Origin of the sequence: Microbacterium insulae, from assembly GCF_042677065.1 — a bacterium.
GTDB lineage: Bacteria > Actinomycetota > Actinomycetes > Actinomycetales > Microbacteriaceae > Microbacterium > Microbacterium insulae.
In genome coordinates, this window is sequence record NZ_JBHTII010000001.1 from 824,267 (window position 1) to 843,655 (window position 19,389).

Genomic DNA, 19,389 nt, shown 5'->3' on the forward strand with positions numbered 1-19,389 from the left:
GCGGATCACTTCCCTCGGATGCCGGCCATCCCGCCGTCGACGGCCAGCAGCGTGCCGGTCGTCGATGAAGACAGCGGCGAAGCGAGATAGACGATCGCGTGCGCGACCTCCTCGGCCGTCACCAGGCGACCCATCGGCTGGCGGGCGCGAAGAGCGGATGCCGCGGCATCCCGATCGTCGGCCGCATCCAGGAGCCGTCCCACCCACGGGGTGTCGGCGGTCCCCGGTGTGACCGCGTTGACGCGGATTCCCTCACGGACGTGGTCCGCGGCCATCGCCAGCGTGAGCGCGGCCACCGCGCCCTTGCTCGCCGAATAGAGCGCGCGGTCGGGCACGCCGACCATCGCGACGACCGAGCATGTGTTCACGATCGCCGCGCGCGAGGACTCCCTGAGGTGGGGCAGCGCGGCGCGGGTCACGCGGGCGATGCCGATCACATTGACGTCCAGGACGCGCCGCCACTCGGCGTCGTCATTCGCGGCGATGTCGCCCGCTGCGCCGATGCCGGCGTTGTTGATCACGATGTCGATCCCGCCGAAGTGCGCGGCGACCGCGGCGACCGCGGCATCCACCTGGTCGGCATCGGTCACGTCGCAGGCAGCGGCGAACATCGCGTCGGGCACGCCGTCGGTGCTCCGGTCCAGGACCGCCACGCGTGCGCCGCGTCCGGCCAGAAGGGCTGCCGTGGCGGCACCGATGCCGCTCGCACCGCCCGTCACGACCGCGACTGCTCCGTCGAACTCGGACATCTCTCTCCTTCGGTGGGTCGGGTCAGTGCGATTCACGGCTCACCGCGTCGCCGCTCGAGCCGACCAGGAAGTCCAGGTCGGCCCCGGTGTCGGCCTGCATCACGTGGTCGACGTACACCTTGGCCCAGCCGCGCTGGGGCGCGGCGTAGGCAGCCTCGCTGGCGGGCGTCTGCGAGCGCGACTGCATCTCCTCGTCGGAGACCTCGAAGCTGAGGACGCGGTTCTCGACGTCGACGGTGACGATGTCGCCCGTACGGATGAACGCGAGCGGTCCGCCCGCGGCCGCCTCGGGCGCGACCTGCAGGATGACGGTGCCGTATGCCGTGCCGCTCATTCGAGCGTCGCTGATGCGCACCATGTCGCGCACACCCTGTTCGAGCAGCTTGCGCGGGAGCGGCATATTTCCGACCTCGGGCATTCCCGGGTAGCCGCGGGGCCCGCAGCCGCGCAGCACCAGGACAGAGTCGGCGGTGACCTCCAGGCCGGGATCGTCGATGCGGGCGCGCATGTCCTCGATCGAATCGAACACGACCGCCGGCCCGACGTGCTGGAGCAGCTCCGGGGTGGCCGCCGACGGCTTGATGATCGCGCCGCGGGGGGCGAGGTTGCCGCGCAGCACGGCGATGCCGGCGTCGTCCATCAGCGGCGCGTCGCGCGGCAGGATCACGGTGTCGTCGTAGACAGGATGCTCGCCGAGCGAGTCCACGAAGGGCCTGCCGGTCACGGTGAGGGGCTCCGGGTGGAACAGATCCTTCACCTGGGAGAGCACCGCGAGCAGTCCGCCGGCGCGGTAGAGATCGTCCATCAGGTACTGCCCGCTGGGCTGCAGGTTCGCCATGACCGGAACGCCCGCGCCGGCGGCGTCGAAGTCCTCGAGCGTCAGGTCGAGCCCGAGTCGTCCGGCGATCGCCAGGAGGTGCACGACGGAGTTCGTGGACCCGCCCACCGCGGCGACGGCGATGATCGCGTTGAGGAAGGCATCCTTCGTCATGATGTCGCTGGGCCGGCGCCCTGCCGCGACCATGTCCACGATCAGCCGGCCCGTGTCGTGCGACAGCGAGAGGAGCCGGGCGTCCGCGGCGGGTGTCCCGGCGAATCCGGGGATGGTCATGCCGAGCGCTTCTGCCACGACCGCCATGGTGGATGCCGTCCCCATCGTGTTGCAGTGCCCCTTGCCGCGGATCATGGACTGTTCCGACTGCAGGAACTGCGCCCTCGAGATCGTCCCGGCCCGGGCCTCTTCGCTCAGGCGCCAGACATCCGTCCCGCAGCCGAGAGGTTCCCCTCGGAAGTGGCCGGTCATCATCGGACCGCCGGGTACGACCACGGCGGGGATGTCGACGGATGCCGCGGCCATCAGCAGCGCGGGAATCGTCTTGTCGCATCCGCCGAGAAGCACGAGCCCGTCGATCGGGTTCGCGCGGAACATCTCCTCCATCGCCATCGCCGCCATGTTGCGCCACAGCATGGCGGTCGGCTTCACCTGGGTCTCGCCGAGCGACACGACGGGGAGGTTGTAGGGCACTCCCCCGGCTGCCCACACGCCCTGCTTGACGCTCTCGGCGACCTCGGTGAGGTGCATGTTGCAGGGGGTGAGGTCGGAAGCGGTGTTGGCGATCGCGATCTGGGGCCTCGTCCCGTCCAGGGCGTCCTCGGGAAGACCGCGGCGCATCCAGGCCCGGTGGATGTACGCGTTCCGATCGCTTCCGGCGTACCAGTCGGCGCTTCGAAGCTGATTCACCGTCGACCTCATTTTCCAACAAACTGAACGCTGCGCTAACATTCAGAATTATGGCACAAGCCGCGGATGCAGATCGAGACCAGGGTCGATGACGACGTTCGCTTCCCTCCCTGCAACCCCCGCGATGTTCGAGCTCGCCGAGGGGGTCATCTTCGACGCTGCCGCCGACGTGGTGCGTTGGGTGGACATCTGGAAGGGCGAGGTTCTCGCGGGCCGTCTGAGCGGCGATCGGATCGAGGACATCGGCGCGATCCGCCTCGGACAGACCGTCGGCGCCGTCGCGCTCGCGAGCGACGGCGGCCTTCTGCTCGCCGCGGCGCGGGGCCTCGCCACCGTCTCGCCGACCGGCGATGTCTCGATCGGCCCCGACCTGCTCGGCGATCGGCGGAACGTGCGCCTCAACGACGGCGCCGTGGACCCGCACGGCCGGTTCGTCGTCGGCACCCTGGCGCTGGGTGACGAGACCGGCACCGAGGTGCTGCTGCGGATCGCGCCCGACGGTACCGTCGAGACACTGCGCGATGGCCTGCGCCTCTCGAACGGCGTCGCGTTCTCGCCCGACGGTGCGACGATCTATCACGTCGACACCCTCGCCAACACCGTGTCGGAGCACTCCTACGGCGAGGGCGTGTTCGACCACGAAGAGCCGTGGGCGGTGGTGCTCGAAGACCTCCCCCACCACCCCGACGGGCTCACCGTCAGCGCCGACGGCTCGCTGTGGATCGCGCAGTGGGGCGGCGGGTGCGTGCGTCGCCACGCTCCGACCGGCGAGCTCCTCGACATCGTGACCGTCGATGCCTCTCAGGTCTCGTGTCCGGCGTTCGTCGGCGCCGATCTCGACATCCTCGCGATCACCACGGCCCAGGAGGGTCTCGCCTCCTGGAGCGACCAGTCCGGCGCCGTCTTCCTGGCCGACGTCGAGGCAGCGGGGCTTCCTGCCCCGGCCTGGCTCGGCGACACGACCACCCCTTACTGGCACCAGCAGAAAGAAGCATCCAGATGAGACTCGTCCGCCTCGGCCCCGCAGGCACCGAAACCCCCGGAGTCCTCGTCGACGACGACGTCTTCGTGGACCTGTCGGATGTCACGCCCGACTTCGACGAGGCCTTCTTCGCCTCCGGCGCGCTCGCCTCCCTGGCGACCATCGTCGCCGACCGCGTGTCCGCGGGGCGCACCGAGCCGGTGGGCGACCGCCGATTCGGCGCGCCGATCGCTCGTCCCCACCAGATCCTCTGCATCGGTCTCAACTACCGCGACCACGCCGCCGAGACGGGGCAGGCGGTTCCGACCGAGCCCATCCTCTTCACGAAAGCCCCGAACACTCTCGTCGGACCCGACGACGACGTGCTCATTCCGCGCGGGTCGCACAAGACCGACTGGGAGGTGGAGCTCGGCATCGTGATCGGGCGGCACTCGTCCTACCTGGCGGACGAGACCGAGGCCGAGGCATCCATCGCGGGATACGTCCTCGTCAACGACGTGAGCGAGCGCGAGTGGCAGCTCGAGCGCAATGGTCAGTGGTCCAAGGGCAAGTCCGCGCCGACCTTCAACCCGGCGGGACCCTACCTGGTGACGCCCGACGAGATCGGCGACGTGCTCGACCTCGACATGTGGCTCGACATCGACGGCACGCGCCGGCAGGACGGCTCGACCTCCACGATGATCTTCAGTCCCGCCTTCATCGTGCACTACCTCAGCCAGTTCCTCGCCCTCGAACCCGGCGACCTCATCAACACCGGGACTCCCCCGGGGGTGGGCATGGGCCGGTCCCCGCAGGTGTTCCTGCGCGGCGGCGAGACGATGACCCTCGGCATCACGCGCCTCGGCACACAGACCCAGCGCGTCGTCGCGCACCCCGCCGCCGTCGGCTGATGCGTGCTCTCGTCGTCACGGCGCCGCGCCAGGCGTCCGTCCAGGAGGTTCCCGACCCGGTCCCCGCTCCCGGCGAGCTGCTCGTCGACGTCGAGCGCGTCGGGATCTGCGGTACCGACGTGGAGCTGTACACGGGCGAGATGGCGTACATCGAGCAGGGGCACACGAGCTTCCCGATCCGGCTCGGTCACGAGTGGACCGGACGTGTCGTTGCCGTCGGCGACGCCGCGGACGACGAATGGCTGGGCAAGCGGATCACGGGCGACACGATGCTGGGCTGCGGACAGTGCGAGTACTGCCGGGCGGGGAACCAGCACGTGTGCCCGCATCGGGCCGAGGTCGGCATCCGCGGCTCGTGGGCCGGCGCACTCGCCGAGAAGGTCCTGATTCCCTCGCGCTTCGCCTTCGAGATCCCCGGCCACGTCAGTCTCGCAGCCGCCGCACTGGTCGAGCCGGGTGGCAACTCCTTACGGGCTGTTCGCGCGGCCGCCGTCCGCGAGGGGCAGAGAGTCCTCGTGCTGGGGTCGGGCACGATCGGCCTCCTCGCGGCGCAGTTCGCCCTCGCGGAAGGCGCCGAGGTGCACGTCGGCGGCGTCCGCGAGGGATCGCTCGCGCTGGCGCAGTCCCTCGGCGTGCCGCACACGTGGCAGCTCGATGAGCTCGCGGCGTCGGAGTCGGACAGGTTCGACGCCGTCATCGAGGCGACGAGCAACGACCGGATGCCGGCGCTCTCGGTCCGGCTCGCGAAGCCCGCCGGCCGCGTCGTCTACATCGGCCTCTCTTCGACACCGAGCCTCGTCGACACTCGCGACATCGCGCTCAAGGACATCACCGCGGTCGGCATCCTCTCCGCCTCGCCCGGACTCGCGGGGGCGATCGAGCATTTCGCCGCCGGATCGGTCGTGCCCGACGCGCTCGTGAGCGAGGTCGTGTCACTGGAAGACGTCCCGGCCCGGTTCGAAGGACGACGGGGCGCGAACGCGGGTCCCGGCCCCAAGGTGCACGTCGATCCGCGCGCCCGGGGTTGACGAGAAGAGATGCGCGATGACTGATCAGCTGACGGATGCCGAGCCTCCCGCCGAGGAGAAGCTGGTCGGCGCGGACCGCGTCATCGCGGTGCTGACCGAGCTTGCGGAGCATCCACTCGGAGTCACCCTCGACGAACTGGCCGGCACGCTGCGAAGCTCCAAGCCAACAGTCCACCGGGCGCTCGCGACCCTTCGCCGAGCGGGGTTGGCCGACATGACCGGACGCGGCGTCTATGTGCTCGGCGACGAGTTCCTCCGCCTCGCCTTCCGCAACCTGGACGGCCGGCCGGAGACCGCGCGCCTGCAGCCGCTGCTCGAAGAGCTGGCCACGACCTTCGGAGAAACCGCGCACTACGCCGTCCTCTCCGGCAGAGACATCGTCTACCGGGCCAAGATGGATCCGCCCCAGGGCGCCGTTCGGCTGACCTCGGTCGTCGGCGGCCGCAACCCGGCCTACCGCACGGCGGTCGGCAAGATGCTCCTCAGCTCGCGGCTGGGCACCCTCGAAGAGGTGGGGGAGTGGGTGGGCTCGTTTCCGCTCGAGCAGAAGACCGAGCACACCCGCACGACGCCGCAGGCGCTGCTCGCCGAGCTGCAGACCACGCGCCGCCGCGGCTATGCGATCGACGACCAGGAGAACGAGGTCGGCATCAACTGCGTCGCCGTGCCCGTGTTCCTCGACGGCTCCGCAACTCCGACCGGCGCCGTCAGCGTGAGTGCGGTCAGCTTCCGCACCCCCCTCGAACGCCTCGAAGCGGCCGTCCCCCAGATCACGGATGCCATCAGCCGGCACCTCGGACCGCGGGCACTCGGGTAGGGCAGCCGCGGGTCGGCGGTTCGTCGCGCTGAATGGAGGCGCTCAGCAGCTCGCGTCTGGATGCCTGCTGCATCGCGACGAGCTGGTCCTGCCCGTCGCCGGTGGAACGTCCTCGATCAGGCGATGGCTGCTGTTGCGCGGACCGGGCACGACGGGAGCGCGGGCGCGGCCGCCCTGACGGTGGGATTTGAACCCATACGGGATCAGGTCACACGGACTACCTGAGGTCACAGAACCGCATGAAATCAACGCTCGAATGTCTCAGGGACACGATCGAGTCGCACTCGTTTCACCTCGTTTGTTCCCGCTCTTGTTCTCACCGGTCGGCGTGCCGCCCTTTGATCCGGGCTGCGACTCGGTGCAGCTACCGCGGCTCGTATCTGATCGGAGGGAAGGCTGCGGCGACGCCTTCCCGGAGCGTTTCGAGCGAGGCATCCGGCCCGAACCAGCCGTGCGTGCGCGCCTGCACCAGCACGTTGCCGATGGCGGTCGCCTCAACAGGCCCAGCCAGCACGGGGAGACCCGCCCGGTGCGCGGTCGCCTGGCAGAGCAGCCGGTTCAGCGCGCCGCCGCCGACGACGTGGATGACATCGATCTCGCGGTCGGTGAGTCGGCCGGCGGTGGCGACGGCCGAGGCGAACGCCTGCGCGATGCTCTCCACGATCGTGCGTGCGAACGCCGCGCGAGAGGTCGGCGTTCCAGCGCCGGTCTCCTCGAGGACGGCCGTGATGCGAGCGGGCATGTCGCCGGGCGCCGAGAGCCGAGGATCGTTGGCGTCGAAAGTGGGGATGTCGCCGGAGACGGATGCCGCGGCCTCCAGGAGCTCGGGAAGGTCGATCGCCGTACCGTCCTCTGCTTCCCACGCGCGCACCGACTCGCTCAGCAGCCACAGCCCGGTGACGTTGTGGAGGAAGCGGACCCGTCCGTCGACGCCGCCTTCGTTGGTGAAGTTGGCGGCCCGCGCAGCATCGGTCAGCACGGGCTCTTGCAGCTCCACGCCGACCAGGCCCCACGTGCCACACGAGATGAACGCCGCGTTCGGCGAGCTGAGCGGAACCGCCACGACGGCCGAAGCGGTGTCGTGCGATCCGACTGCGATGACCTCGAGCGGGGCACCCACACGCTCGCGCGCCGCTCCCCTTAGGGTGCCGAGGGAGGCGCCCGGGTCGATGAGGCGCGGGAGCACGGATGCCGGGATGCCCAGGCGCTCGGCCAGCTCGAGGTCCCACTCCCCCGTGCGCACGTCCAGCAACCCCGTGGTCGATGCGTTGGTGCGCTCGGCGACCTGTGCTCCGGTGAGGAGGAAGGCAACGAGGTCGGGCACGAGGAGCGCGACATCCGCATCGGCGAGGCCGCATTCGGTCACGTACTGGTACAGCGTGTTGAACGGCAGGAACTGCAGACCGTTGCGGCGGTAGAGCTCATCGAACGGGACGACGGCGTGCACCTGCTCCACGCCCCGGACGGTGCGGTCGTCCCGGTAGTGGAACGGCTCCCCCGACACCTCGCCGCCCACGACCAGGCCGTAGTCGACGGCCCACGAGTCGATGCCGACGCTCGTCAGCTCCGGCTCGCGGGCGATGGCTTCGCGGAGCCCGTCCACCACGTGCCGGTAGAGCGCCGTGAAGTCCCAGTGCAGGCCATCGGGCCCGGCCACCGGGCCGTTGGGGAACCGCGAGACCGCCTCGAGGCGCAGCATCCCATCGCCGACGTATCCGAGCATGACGCGCCCGCTGGTCGCGCCGAGATCGACGGCAGCGACGACCCCGCCGGTCGAGCTCACTGCGCGCTCGCGTTCGTCGAGAGAGCGCGGTCTCGCCGACTGACCCCGCTGTTCGCGTGGACCAGGTGCGGTCTCGGCGAGACCGTGCGGTCTCGGCGGGGAAGTGTCGGGCCACTCATCGCAGGAAGGCGGCCGCGACGCCCGAGTCCACGGGGATGTGCAGGCCCGTCGTGCGCGAGAGCTCGGGACCGGTGAGGACGTACACCGCGTCGGCGACGTTCTCGGGCACGACTTCGCGCTTGAGGATCGTGCGGTTCGCGTAGAACTGGCCCAGGTCCTCCTCCTTGACGCCGTACGTGGCGGCGCGGTTCGCGCCCCAGCCGGCCGCGAAGATACCCGAGCCCCGCACCACGCCGTCGGGGTTGATGCCGTTCACGCGCACGCCGTGCTCGCCCAGTTCCACCGCGAGCAGCCGCACCTGGTGGGCCTGGTCGGCCTTGGTGGCGGAGTAGGCGATGTTGTTGGGGCCGGCGAAGACGGAGTTCTTCGACGAGATGTAGATGACGTCACCGCCCATCCCCTGCTCGATGAGGGCCTTCGCGGCCGCCTTCGACACGAGGAACGAGCCCTTGGCCATGACGTCGTGCTGCAGGTCCCAGTCCTTCTCGGTGGTTTCCAGCAGCGGCTTGGACAGCGACAGGCCGGCGTTGTTCACCACGAGGTCGATGCCGCCGAACGCGAGCAGGGTCGCGTCGATCGCGGCCTGGACGCCTGCGGCGTCGGCGACGTTCGCGGCGACGCCGATCGCGACATCCGTATTGCCGAGTTCGGCGGCGGCTGCCTGCGCCTTCTCCAGGTCCAGGTCGGCGACCACGACGCACGCGCCCTCAGCGGCCAGGCGGGTCGCGATGGCCTTGCCGATGCCGGAGGCCGCGCCCGTGACGAACGCGATGCGGCCCTGGTGGGTCTTGGGCTTGGGCATCCGCTGCAGCTTGGCCTCTTCGAGCGCCCAGTACTCGATGCGGAACTTCTCGGCGTCGCTGATGGGCGTGTAGGTCGACAGGGCCTCGGCACCGCGCATCACGTTGATCGCGTTGATGTAGAACTCGCCTGCGACGCGAGCGGTCTGCTTGTTCGCGCCGTACGAGAACATGCCCACGCCGGGGACCAGCACGATGAGCGGGTCGGCGCCGCGGATCGCGGGGCTGTCGGCGGTGGCATGCGCGTCGTAGTAGGACTGGTAGTCGGCGCGGTACTCGGCGTGCAGTTCGCGCAGGCGCTCGATGGATGCCTCGACCGTCGCGTCTGCCGGAAGGTTGAGAATCAGCGGCTTGACCTTGGTGCGCAGGAAGTGGTCGGGGCAGCTCGTGCCGAGGGCCGCGAGGGCCGGCGCCTTCTCGGAGGCGAGGAAGTCGGTGACGACCGGGGCGTCGGAGAAGTGGCCGACCATCGGCTTGTCGGTCGAGGCAAGTCCTCGGATCGTCGCGGCCAGCGCGGCGGCCTTCGCACGCCGCTCGGTCTCGGGCAGCGCCTCGAAGCCCGGGCGCGCGGCGCCGAAGGGGTCGGGCCTGCCGTGTTCGGTGATGTAGTTCGCCGCGGTTTGGATGATCCACAGCGAATTCGACTCGGCCTCGTCCGAGGTGTCGCCCCACGCCGTGATGCCGTGGCCGCCGAGGATGCACCCGACCGCCCGGGGATTCGCCGCTTTGATCGCGGCGATGTCCACGCCGAGCTGGAAGCCCGGGCGGCGCCACGGCACCCAGGCGACGCGGTCGCCGAAGATCTTCGCCGTCAGCTCCTCCCCGTCGGCGGAGGTCGCGATCGCGATGCCCGAGTCGGGGTGGAGGTGGTCGACGTGCGCGGCATCCACCAGTCCGTGCATGGCGGTGTCGATCGACGGCGCCGCACCGCCCTTGCCGTGCAGGCAGTAGTCGAACGCGGCGACCATCTCGTCCTCGCGCTCGATGCCGGGGTAGACGTTCTCGAGCGCGCGCAGGCGGTCCAGACGCAGAACGGCGAGGCCCGACTCAGTCAGGGTGCCGAGATCGCCGCCCGAGCCCTTGACCCACAGCAGTTCGAGCGGTTCGCCCGTGACCGGGTCGGTCCCCGTGCCCTTGGCGGACGTGTTGCCGCCGGCGTAGTTCGTGTTCTTCGGGTCGGCGCCGAGGCGGTTCGACCGCGCGATCAGCTCGGCAGCTGTCGGGTTCGTCATGAGGTTCCTTCGTCGAGTGGAGCGGGAAAGTCTCGGCCAGCGAGAGACAGTTTTGTGCGAGATGGGGGCGAACGCCCTGGCTGTCTCGCACAGAAGTGGCCTCGACGGGTTTCGGGAGTGGGTCAGGCGCCCCAGCCGGCCTGGGTGCCGCCGACGCGATCCGCCGCGATCTGCTCCTGGTAGCCGGATGCCGCGTACGCAGCCATCGGGTCGGCCGGAAGCCCGCGATCCTCACGCCAGGCCGCGAGCGCCGGGCGCACGTCGGTGTAGAACGCGTCCATGAACACTGCCTGGGCGCCGAGCACGTCGTTGGCGGCCTGCGCTGCGGCGAGGGCATCCCGGTCGACGAGCAGTGCCCGAGCGGTCATCTCCTGCACGTTGAGGACCGAGCGGATCTGGCCGGGGATCTTGTCCTCGATGTTGTGGCACTGGTCGAGCATGAACGCCACGTCGGGGTTGTTGAGCCCGCCGCCGCGAATCACCTCGAACAGGATGCGGAACAGCTGAAACGGGTCGGCCGCGCCCACGATGAGATCGTCGTCGGCGTAGAACCGCGAGTTGAAGTCGAACGAGCCGAGCTTCCCGAGGCGCAGCAGCTGCATGACGATGAACTCGATGTTGGTCCCCGGCGCATGGTGCCCGGTGTCAAGGCACACCATCGCCTTATCGCCGAGCGCGGCCACCTGAGCGTACGAGGTTCCCCAGTCCGGGACATCCGTGTGATAGAAGGCCGGCTCGAAGAACTTGTACTCCAGCACGAGACGCTGCTCGTCGCCGAGGCGCGCGTAGATCTGCTGCAGCGAGTCGGCAAGGCGGTCCTGGCGGGCGCGCATGTCGTTCTGTCCGGGATAGTTCGAACCCTCGGCGAGCCAGATCTTCAGGTCGCGCGAGCCGGTCGCGTGCATGATGTCGATGCACTCGAAGTGGTGATCGATCGCCTTCTGGCGGATGCGGTCGTCGGCGTGCGTCAGGGCTCCGAACTTGTAGTCCTCGTCCTGGAACGTGTTCGAGTTGATCGTGCCCAGCTTCACGCCCAGGCCCTCGGCGTGGTCGCGCAGCTCGTCGTACGAGTCGACCTTGTCCCACGGGATGTGCAGCGCGACGCTCGGGGCGAGCGCGGTGAACTCATTCACCTTCGCGGCATCCGCGATCTTCTCGAAGGGATCGCGCGGGGTCCCCGCAGTGGTGAACACGCGGAAGCGGGTACCCGAGTTGCCGAACGCCCACGACGGGAGCTCGATGCCCTGGCCGGCAAGCTGGTTCAGGATTTCGGGGGGAAGCGTTGCCGTACTCATCGTCGAGGTCTCCAAGCGGTTATGAATCGTTTCAAACAATAGCGCCCTGTATCGTTTCACGCAACTCCAACCGGGTCGGAAGCAGAGGTCGGGATGTCGATCAGCGTCAAGGATGTCGCCGCGCTCGCGCAGGTGTCGGTGGGCACGGTCTCCAACGTGCTCAATCGGCCCGACAAGGTTTCGGCAGCGACCGTGCAGCGCGTCCAGGCGGCGATCGACGAGCTCGGCTTCGTCCGCAACGACGCCGCCCGCCAACTAAGGGCGGGACGCAGTCGCAGTATCGGCCTTGTGGTGCTGGACGTCGGCAATCCGTTCTTCACCGATGTCGCCCGCGGCGCCGAGCGGCGCGCCGCCGAGAGCGACCTCGCCATCCTGCTCGGGAACAGCGACGACGACGAGTCGCGCGAGACGCGGTACCTCGACCTCTTCGAGGAACAGCGCGTGCAGGGGGTGCTCATCACGCCGGTCGACGACGTCTCGACACGGCTCGCGCGCCTTCGAGCCCGAGGCATCCCCGTCGTGCTCGTCGATCGCCCCAGCGACAGCGGCGAGTTCTCGTCCGTCGCCGTGGACGACGTCGGCGGCGGCTACCTCGCCGCGCGCCACCTGCTCGACACCGGCCGACGCCGCATTGCCTTCGTCGGCGGGCCGCTGACCACGCGCCAGGTGACGGACCGGCTCGCCGGCGCGCGTCGCGCGGTGGAGTCGGAACGGGATGCCTCGCTCGAGGTGATCGAGGCGACCGCCCTAACCGTCCTTGAGGGCCGCGCTGCAGGCGAACGTCTCCGGGGGCGCAAGCCCGGCGACCGCCCCGACGCCGTCTTCGCCGCGAACGACCTGCTCGCCGTCGGAGTGCTCCAGGCCCTCGTCATGCTGGGTTCCATCACGGTCCCCGATGACATCGCGATCATCGGCTACGACGACATCGACTTCGCCTCGGCCGCCGTCGTCCCCCTGTCATCGATCCGCCAACCCAGCGAGCTCATCGGCCGACGAGCGGTAGATCTGCTTCTCGCGGAGATCGACGACGGAGCAGGGGTGGACCAGGTGGTCTTTCCTCCCGAACTCATCGTGCGGCAGTCGACCGCTGCGCGTCAGCAATGATGGAGCATCTGATCCGGACGCTGAACCGTCTAGCACCGACCATCACCCCGCATCGGAGTTGAGTCAGCAGGTCCCGTGCGTGCCGGTGCGCGGAAGGGTCTGCATGGGAGTACGGCTTCACGGGTCAATGACAAGGCGTGGGACGGCGGGCGGGAACACGGCGAGAACGGAAACCGCCCCGTTCAGCCACGAAACGCCGATTTCTGACGGCGACGGTGGGATGTGAACGCATACGGGATGTGGTCACCGGATCACATCAGGTCACAGAACCGCATGAAATCAACGGTTCGAGTTCTCGAACGTGCGTCGAGCCACACTCGATTGTTCCCGCGGATGTTGCCGCCAGAAGCCAAATCGGGGCTCGCGATCCTCGCCGCTACGGATCGACGATTCGAACTACTCATGGGGCATCCTGGCCTTCGTCACGTCGTCAGAAAACGAACCTGCTGCGGCAGAGCGGACGACGACGTTGCCGACTCGCCCGTTTCAACATCCGTCCCGACGAGATCGAACTGAACGCGTTGCGCCAATGGACGCAATAGCAGATCTACCTCAGGCATAAAGCGCTTTAGCATTGGATTCATGACGGATCGACGCAGAGCGACAGACCGGGCGCACCGCGACAGCGAGTCCGCGTTCGCGAGTAGCGTCCGCCGCGACCAGCCCCTCAGGTCACTCCTCCGTCTTCTGCACCCGCACCGCAAGAAGATGGCGTTCGCGGTGGTGGCGTTCGTCATTAAGGACAGCCCAGTGTGGGTGCTGCCACCCGTCACGGCTGCGATCATCGACATCGTCGTCGCGGGCGGCCCAGCCTGGCGAATTGCGGCATGGGGCGCTGTGGCTTTGTCGGTGCTGGCCTTGAACTACCCGTTCACGATGATCTTCGTTCGCCTCAGCAGCAGTTCGACTCGAACGCTTGCCTACGCCGTGCGGACAGGACTGGCCTCGAGACTCCAGCGACTCTCGCTCGGCTTTCACAATCGGCAGAGCGCCTCGCTGGTCCAGACAAAGATCGTGAGAGACGTGGAGAGCCTCGAGCTCATGCTTGCTCAGGTACTCCCCACGGTGGTCTCTGCTTGCGCGACGGTGGTGGGCGCGATCGTCATCACGGCCATCTCCGTCCCTCCATTTGTTGCGGTCTTCCTACTTGCCATACCGGTCGCCGCAGCGCTCGTAGCTTTCATCAGGCGGCGCGCTTCCGCCCGGAACGAGGCCTTCCGCTCCGAGGTCGAACGCCTCTCTGCCCAAGTCAGTGAGATGGCAGCCCTCATGCCGATCACGAGGGGGCACGGTCTGGAGGACGTTGCGACGGAGCGAGTGGCCTGGCATGCAGATTCGGTGCGTCAGGTCGGCCGCGATCTCGACCTCCTCAATGGGCGATTTAGTGCGCTGTCATGGCTCTCCTACCAGGTACTCGGTCTGCTGTGCCTGGTCTCCGCCGCTCTGCTTGCCGTGTCGCAGATTTTCCCCATCTCTGCCGGCCAGGTCGTCCTGCTCAGCACCTATTTCGGGCTGCTCACGAGCTCGATCGTGATGTTGCTCAATGTCACCCCGATTTTCGCGCGAGGGCTCGATGCTGTCAGGTCACTCTCGGACGTCGCAGAGGAACTAGACGTCGAGGATGATGAGGGCAAGTTGCCGGTGGAGCGCGTAGACGGCTGTGTCGAGTTCAGGGATGTCGTCGTGCGGTATTCGCCGGCGGAGACTCCCGCATTGGACCGGATCAATCTCCGCATCGCCCCTGGTGAGACGGTTGCGTTCGTCGGCGCTTCGGGATCCGGAAAGTCCACACTGCTGAACGCTGCGCTTGGTTTCGTCAACCCCGAGTCCGGGTCCGTTCTCATAGACGGCCGCGACATGCAGTCACTGGACCGACGATCCTTCCGGTCACACATCTCGATCGTGCCACAGGAGGTCGCGCTCCTCGCGGGGACGGTGCGCGACAACGTCGCCTACGGGACGCCTCATCTCAGCGACGAGGACATCTTCACCGCCCTGGAAGAAGCCGATGCCCTCGACATCCTGCACGACGGCGGCGCGGGTCTGGACACCATCGTCGGCGAGCGGGGGTCGTCTCTGTCTGGCGGCCAGCGTCAGCGTCTAGCCATTGCCCGTGCGTTGGTGCGCCGGCCTCGCATCCTGGTGTTGGACGAGGCGACGAGCGCTCTCGACCCGATTTCAGAGTCGCGGGTCACGGCTGCACTCGATCGGGCACGCCACGGTCGGACGACTCTCATCGTGGCGCACCGCATGTCGACGATACGCAGAGCCGACAGGATCGTGGTCTTGCAGAGTGGCCGCCTCGCCGAGGTCGGGAATCACGACTCCCTCATCGCACGCGGGGGGCTCTACGCGCGACTCGCCACATCCGGTTAAGTCTGCGCCAAGTGTCGCGTCGGGCTCATCGCGCTGTCACAGTTCCGTCCCCGACAAGCTCTTCGGCAAACTGTCGGTGCGTAGGTTGCCGACAGGGATCAGGCTCCGCGGGCCTCCGCGGTGGATGCTCCCGCCCATTCAAGCGCGAGCGCGTCGAGTGAAAGATTCAGTGTGAGCGCGAGCGCCGCAACGGTGCCAAATGCTGGACTGGGGAGCCTGCCGGTCTCGATCTTGCGCAACGTCTCGGGCGAGAGCCCTGCCTGCGCGGCGACTTCGTTCAACGTCCGGACTCCACGGGCCCGACGGAGCGTCTCACCGAGCCGACGGCCGGCTTCAAGCTGCTCCGGCGTGAGCGGGGCGCGCACCATCATGTCGGGGTCCTTTGAGCTTGTGGTATTTTCATACCGTTCGTTCATATTATTATACCGGCATGATCGAGTTGCATACCCCCGCCCAGATCGATGAGATGCGCGCGGCGGGTGCGTTTGTCCGCGACACCCTCGCCTCCCTCTCAGCCCGAGCCGAGGTGGGAATGAACCTGCTCGAGATCGAGCACGCCGCGCGTCGCGAAATCGACGCACGCGGGGCCGTCTCGTGCTACTGGGACTACGCGCCGTCCTTCGGCAACGGGCCCTTCCGCAATGTGATCTGCACTTCTGTCAACGACGCCGCTCAACACGGACTACCGCACGACTACCGGCTGCAAGACGGCGACGTGCTGAGCCTGGACTTCGCGGTGTCGATCAACGGCTGGGTGGCCGATGCAGCCGTTACGAGGGTCGTCGGCGAGAGCAATCAGAGCGACGAGAAGCTGATTCGATCGACCCGGGAGGCCCTCGCAGCCGGGATCGCGGCTGCAGTGCCCGGCAACCGCATCGGCGATCTTTCGGCCGCGATCGGTGCGGTCGCCGCATCCGCGGGCTACCCGGTAAACCTCAAGTTCGGAGGCCACAGCGTAGGGCGCACGATGCACGGCGATCTACACATTCCGAACGACGGACGACCCGGCCGCGGCTACCGCCTACGCCCCGGTATGGTGATCGCGCTCGAGCCGTGGTGGGCCGAGACGACCTCGCGGATCCGGATGGACCCCGACGGCTGGACCGTGCGATCGGCTGATGGGAGCCGCGCGGCCCACACCGAGCACACCCTGGCGATCACGGAGGACGGACCCCTCGTGCTGACCGAGTAGCACTCCGGACTGCCCCTCTCGCGGAGGCGCGTGGGTCAGCGCGGCGGCGGGCCAGTAGACCCGCGGACGGTGAGCTTGGGCGTGGAGTCGAGGAAGGCGCCGGAACCGGTCCCATCGACGACGTCGAAGAGCCGGCGCGCAACATGAGAGCCGAAGGCGACCACATCATGGCTGAGAGCGGTCAGCTTCGGGAAAGTGTGCTCGCACAGTACGGAGTCGTCCCACGCGACTATCGAAACATCATCGGGGACTCGAAGACCCAGCTCCATCGCTGTCGTCAGCCCGGCGACCGCCATAACGTCATTGTCGTAGACAAAGGCCGTGGGCCGGGTCGCCGAATTCAGCGCCTGTCGCGTCACACTCGCGCCAAGTTCAGGTGAATAGTCGGTCCTGAGGATCGCGACGTCGAGTCCGAGTTGCCTCGCCTCGTCGAGGAAGGCATCGTCCCGAATTCGAGTGTGCGCGAGCGAGTCGAGGCCGGCCACACGGACCACGTCGCGATGGCCGAGCCCGGCGAGATAGCGCAAGGCCTCGCGCATAGAGGTCGCGTCATCCGTCCACACACACGGTAGGCCGCCCGCGACGGACGGATCCGCCACAACAAGAACGGGCAGCGCGCCGGGCTGCGTCGACAACGCGATCCGGGGATCATCCGTGGCGACGTCCACGAGCAGCACGCCGTCCACGCGTCGAGAGCGGCGCCACTTCTCCATCGCGGCGAGCTCATCCGCGCGCGAGGGTACGACCTGCAGTAACAGGCCGTAGGAGCGGCGGGCGAGCTCGACCTCGAGCCCTGCGAGGAACTGCATGTAAAAGGACTCGACACCGAGATTGCGTGGATCTCGGGCGAGTACCATCCCGAAGGTCTCGGTGCGCGCCTCCGCCAGTGATCTCGCCGCGCTGGCTGGCGCCCAGCCGAGCTCGTTGGCAATCTTCAGGACACGCTCGCGCGTCTCCTCCGATACGCCCTTGCGTCCGTTCAGCGCGAACGATACGGCCCCGATCGAGACGCCGGCCCGCTGGGCGATGTCACTGATCGTCACGCGACTGCTGGGCAGACCTGAGGTGGACACCTTTGAACCCTATGCCCGTGTGTGCGCTCTTGCGCGAAGCGAGGAAGAGGCGGATGCCGGGACTCGGGCGACCCCCGGCATCCGCCCCGGTCTACTTCACGGTGAGGCGATCGATCGCGAACTGACCCGCGTTGAAGAAGATCAGCACGTCATGCACCGCCGTGAGGCTGGATGCATCGCATCCGAACCCGTCGAGCGGAACGGTGACCGCCCGGGTCGTGTTCTCCGGCACCCACTCCCAGGGCGACTGGCACCACGTCCAGGCGTCGCCGTAGCGCACGGCCACAGAGACGGATGTCCCCGCAGCCGCTGTCGTGATGTCGAACTCGAGCGCCGTGCGCGTCGATAGGTCGAGGACGGGACTGTCGGCGGGCGACCCGAACCAGGCTCCGTTCGACGTCACCTGGAGCGCGGCGCTCCCGTCGGTCGCGCCAATAGGGCCGACATTGAGCGCGCCGGGATCGGTCTGCCAGTTGGCTGGAGCCCATCCCTCGAGTCCGCCCTCCCATGACGCAAGCACGACGGGATCCCCGGGCGCCGGACGCACCGTGACGGTCAAGACCGCCTTCGACGTAGTCACGCCGTTTCCGACTGTGTACGGGAACTCCACCTTGCCGACGAAGCCAGCCTCAGGGGTGTAGGTGACCACGCCCGGAGCGGTGATCGCGAGCGATCCACCGGGCAGCGCGACGGACGTCTGCCGTCCTCGAACCGCGGGGTCGAGGTCGAGCGTGCTCTTTCGCAGCGGCAGCGTCAGGGACACGTCGTTGGCCAGCACGTCCACCACGGCTGCCGTATCGCGCTCCACGGTGATCGCGTCGTTGTCGGCGATCGTCTGGAGCAGCGTCTTCGCACCGGCGAGCGAGAAGGGCACGAGCTTCGCGTGCGCACTCATGAGCGTGCAGACAGGGCTCGGGCAGTACACGGTGAAGCCGTCGTAATCCGCATACAGCGTGCCGTCGTCCTGCTCAGCGGACAGGATCCAGTAGAGCGCGCCGTCGACACCGGAGTGCCGGATCGTTCGCAGCCATTCGTCGTAGACCGGCATGCGCGTCGCCTTGTCGACGAGCCCGAACTCTCCGAGGTAGACCGGCTTGCCGATCTTCGCGGCTGCTGCGCCGTGTTCGGCGATCCAGCCCGTCCCCCACGCCGTGGTGGTCTTCCAGTGATCGGGGTACAGATGCATCGACATCATGTCGATGTGCTTCAGCGATGCGAGGGCGACGGTGTCGACGCCGTCGGCGCAGTCCTCCCCGAATCCCGGCCCGTATCCCGAGGGCCCATACTTCTGCGTGAGGGACCACTTGTTCTCCGGCCGACAGAAGAAGCCCTCGTCGCCGGCCGCGAGCAGGTGCTTGCGATCGATGGACTTGACGTGCCGGCTCATCTCGTCAGCCCACGTCGTGATGGTCGTGGTATCGCAGGTGCCATCCGGGTAGACGCCGGCGCTGGTGCAGCGAGGCTCGTTGGCCAGCTCCCAGGCCAAGATGGTCGGATCATCTTTGTACTTGACGCCGGTCAGCGAGTTGGTCCGATCGAGCAGTGTGGCGATCCAGTCCTTGAACCATCCGCGGATTCTTGCGTCGGTGTAGAAGTCGGCGTGCTCGTCGAGTCCGGCCCAGCGGACGTACTGGTCCATTCCCCCGAAGGCGTTCCAGTTGTTCGTGAAGGGGATGATGAGCCGGATGCCGCGCTCGCGTGCGGCGGCGATGACGTAGTCGAGCTTCTGCAGGCCGTCGGCCCCTTCGTTGACGATCGGCTTCCCGGCTGATTCATCCCACGCCTGATACCAGACGCCTTCGAAGTTCTGGTGGACGGATCCGGAGCCGTCTGGCGACTGGAAGTCCTGGAACCCCCAGGTGCGGATCACGTCGAACCCTGCCTCGGCGGCGTCGTCCAGGACGGCGTCAACCATCCCCGTCGATTTGTATCCGAGGTAGTAGTTGTTCGTGCCTGCGAACTCGTACGGTCTTCCCCCGAGCGTCAGCTTGTTTCCGTGCGCCTTCACGAACTGCGAGGCGGAGGGTGAGGGCGGCGGTGCGGCGCTCGCCGGCGTCGCCGCGGCCAGCAACGCGACGGCGAGCGCGGCGACGCTGAGAGTCGCGACCGCGCGGCGGCCCCTGTCGGGCGGAATGTGTGTCATCTTCGACCTTCCTGATCTGCGGTGGCGCATGCCACCGGTGGCGTGACCCGGGCGCCCGACCCCG

The 19,389-nt window shown here is 68.1% G+C and carries 15 protein-coding genes; 7 read left to right on the forward strand and 8 right to left on the reverse strand.

What is annotated here, in order from left to right:
* Window positions 1–5: 5 nt before the first annotated feature.
* Together ACFQ0P_RS03965 and ACFQ0P_RS03970 are read right to left on the reverse strand one after the other, a co-directional pair.
* Complete coding sequence (locus tag ACFQ0P_RS03965; protein WP_204980616.1) at window positions 6–749, reverse strand: SDR family NAD(P)-dependent oxidoreductase; 744 nt, start codon at window positions 747–749, stop codon at window positions 6–8.
* A 22-nt stretch (window positions 750–771) separates the two neighbouring features.
* Window positions 772–2,490 carry an IlvD/Edd family dehydratase gene (locus ACFQ0P_RS03970; protein WP_378771403.1) on the reverse strand — a complete coding sequence of 573 codons (1,719 nt, stop codon included), beginning with the start codon at window positions 2,488–2,490 and terminating at the stop codon, window positions 772–774.
* An 88-nt stretch (window positions 2,491–2,578) separates the two neighbouring features.
* Here ACFQ0P_RS03970 and ACFQ0P_RS03975 point away from each other — a divergent pair, with 88 nt between their 5' ends.
* The 4 genes from ACFQ0P_RS03975 to ACFQ0P_RS03990 are packed head-to-tail and all read left to right on the forward strand — an operon-like array spanning window position 2,579 to window position 6,207.
* The gene (locus tag ACFQ0P_RS03975) at window positions 2,579–3,493 is read left to right on the forward strand and encodes an SMP-30/gluconolactonase/LRE family protein (RefSeq protein WP_204980618.1); all 915 of its coding nucleotides are present in this window, start codon (window positions 2,579–2,581) and stop codon (window positions 3,491–3,493) included.
* A complete protein-coding gene (locus ACFQ0P_RS03980; protein WP_204980619.1) occupies window positions 3,490–4,362 on the forward strand; it encodes a fumarylacetoacetate hydrolase family protein in 873 nt (290 codons plus the stop codon). Before ACFQ0P_RS03975 ends, ACFQ0P_RS03980 begins: the two co-directional genes overlap by 4 nt.
* Window positions 4,362–5,390: a zinc-dependent alcohol dehydrogenase gene (locus tag ACFQ0P_RS03985; RefSeq protein WP_204980620.1), complete on the forward strand. Its 1,029-nt coding sequence runs from the start codon at window positions 4,362–4,364 to the stop codon at window positions 5,388–5,390. The genes ACFQ0P_RS03980 and ACFQ0P_RS03985 overlap by 1 nt, the downstream gene beginning before the upstream one ends.
* A gap of 16 nt (window positions 5,391–5,406) precedes the next feature.
* Entirely contained in the window at window positions 5,407–6,207 is an 801-nt protein-coding gene (locus ACFQ0P_RS03990) for an IclR family transcriptional regulator (protein ID WP_204980621.1), read from the forward strand.
* A 364-nt stretch (window positions 6,208–6,571) separates the two neighbouring features.
* Here the strand turns inward: ACFQ0P_RS03990 and ACFQ0P_RS03995 are convergent, their stop codons facing one another.
* The 3 genes from ACFQ0P_RS03995 to rhaI form a co-directional block, all read right to left on the reverse strand.
* Window positions 6,572–7,930 (reverse strand): rhamnulokinase, encoded by a 1,359-nt coding sequence (locus tag ACFQ0P_RS03995; RefSeq protein WP_204981522.1) that lies wholly within the window; start codon window positions 7,928–7,930, stop codon window positions 6,572–6,574.
* 175 nt (window positions 7,931–8,105) lie between these two features.
* Window positions 8,106–10,142 (reverse strand): bifunctional aldolase/short-chain dehydrogenase, encoded by a 2,037-nt coding sequence (locus ACFQ0P_RS04000; protein WP_204980623.1) that lies wholly within the window; start codon window positions 10,140–10,142, stop codon window positions 8,106–8,108.
* A 122-nt stretch (window positions 10,143–10,264) separates the two neighbouring features.
* On the reverse strand, window positions 10,265–11,437 hold the full coding sequence (gene rhaI, locus ACFQ0P_RS04005; RefSeq protein WP_204980624.1) for an L-rhamnose isomerase: 1,173 nt from the start codon (window positions 11,435–11,437) through the stop codon (window positions 10,265–10,267).
* 93 nt (window positions 11,438–11,530) lie between these two features.
* Between rhaI and ACFQ0P_RS04010 the strand changes: the two genes are divergently transcribed.
* Window positions 11,531–12,541, forward strand: a complete 1,011-nt coding sequence (locus ACFQ0P_RS04010; RefSeq protein WP_204980626.1) for a LacI family DNA-binding transcriptional regulator — start codon at window positions 11,531–11,533, stop codon at window positions 12,539–12,541.
* A 582-nt stretch (window positions 12,542–13,123) separates the two neighbouring features.
* The gene (locus ACFQ0P_RS04015; protein ID WP_204980628.1) at window positions 13,124–14,917 is read left to right on the forward strand and encodes an ABC transporter ATP-binding protein; all 1,794 of its coding nucleotides are present in this window, start codon (window positions 13,124–13,126) and stop codon (window positions 14,915–14,917) included.
* Window positions 14,918–15,015: 98 nt separating this feature from the next.
* Here ACFQ0P_RS04015 and ACFQ0P_RS04020 read toward each other — a convergent pair whose 3' ends face one another.
* The gene (locus tag ACFQ0P_RS04020) at window positions 15,016–15,285 is read right to left on the reverse strand and encodes a helix-turn-helix domain-containing protein (protein WP_204981523.1); all 270 of its coding nucleotides are present in this window, start codon (window positions 15,283–15,285) and stop codon (window positions 15,016–15,018) included.
* A 62-nt stretch (window positions 15,286–15,347) separates the two neighbouring features.
* On the opposite strand from ACFQ0P_RS04020, the gene map reads away from it, so the two are divergent.
* A complete protein-coding gene (gene map, locus ACFQ0P_RS04025) occupies window positions 15,348–16,109 on the forward strand; it encodes a type I methionyl aminopeptidase (RefSeq protein WP_204980630.1) in 762 nt (253 codons plus the stop codon).
* Window positions 16,110–16,144: 35 nt separating this feature from the next.
* Here the strand turns inward: map and ACFQ0P_RS04030 are convergent, their stop codons facing one another.
* On the reverse strand, window positions 16,145–17,182 hold the full coding sequence (locus tag ACFQ0P_RS04030; RefSeq protein ID WP_378771411.1) for a LacI family DNA-binding transcriptional regulator: 1,038 nt from the start codon (window positions 17,180–17,182) through the stop codon (window positions 16,145–16,147).
* A 91-nt stretch (window positions 17,183–17,273) separates the two neighbouring features.
* Complete coding sequence (locus tag ACFQ0P_RS04035) at window positions 17,274–19,325, reverse strand: cellulase family glycosylhydrolase (RefSeq protein WP_204980632.1); 2,052 nt, start codon at window positions 19,323–19,325, stop codon at window positions 17,274–17,276.
* Window positions 19,326–19,389 lie beyond the last annotated feature (64 nt).

Coding starts and splice junctions, on each gene's coding strand:
- ACFQ0P_RS03980 (WP_204980619.1), top strand. CDS start 3,490: ATGAGACTCGTCCGCCTCGGCCCCGCAGGCACCGAAACCCCCGGAGTC.
- ACFQ0P_RS04010 (WP_204980626.1), top strand. CDS start 11,531: ATGTCGATCAGCGTCAAGGATGTCGCCGCGCTCGCGCAGGTGTCGGTG.
- ACFQ0P_RS04000 (WP_204980623.1), bottom strand. CDS start 10,142: ATGACGAACCCGACAGCTGCCGAGCTGATCGCGCGGTCGAACCGCCTC.
- rhaI (WP_204980624.1), bottom strand. CDS start 11,437: ATGAGTACGGCAACGCTTCCCCCCGAAATCCTGAACCAGCTTGCCGGC.
- ACFQ0P_RS03995 (WP_204981522.1), bottom strand. CDS start 7,930: ATGCTCGGATACGTCGGCGATGGGATGCTGCGCCTCGAGGCGGTCTCG.
- ACFQ0P_RS04035 (WP_204980632.1), bottom strand. CDS start 19,325: ATGACACACATTCCGCCCGACAGGGGCCGCCGCGCGGTCGCGACTCTC.
- ACFQ0P_RS03965 (WP_204980616.1), bottom strand. CDS start 749: ATGTCCGAGTTCGACGGAGCAGTCGCGGTCGTGACGGGCGGTGCGAGC.
- ACFQ0P_RS03990 (WP_204980621.1), top strand. CDS start 5,407: ATGACTGATCAGCTGACGGATGCCGAGCCTCCCGCCGAGGAGAAGCTG.
- ACFQ0P_RS04020 (WP_204981523.1), bottom strand. CDS start 15,285: ATGGTGCGCGCCCCGCTCACGCCGGAGCAGCTTGAAGCCGGCCGTCGG.
- map (WP_204980630.1), top strand. CDS start 15,348: ATGATCGAGTTGCATACCCCCGCCCAGATCGATGAGATGCGCGCGGCG.
- ACFQ0P_RS04015 (WP_204980628.1), top strand. CDS start 13,124: ATGACGGATCGACGCAGAGCGACAGACCGGGCGCACCGCGACAGCGAG.
- ACFQ0P_RS03975 (WP_204980618.1), top strand. CDS start 2,579: ATGACGACGTTCGCTTCCCTCCCTGCAACCCCCGCGATGTTCGAGCTC.
- ACFQ0P_RS03985 (WP_204980620.1), top strand. CDS start 4,362: ATGCGTGCTCTCGTCGTCACGGCGCCGCGCCAGGCGTCCGTCCAGGAG.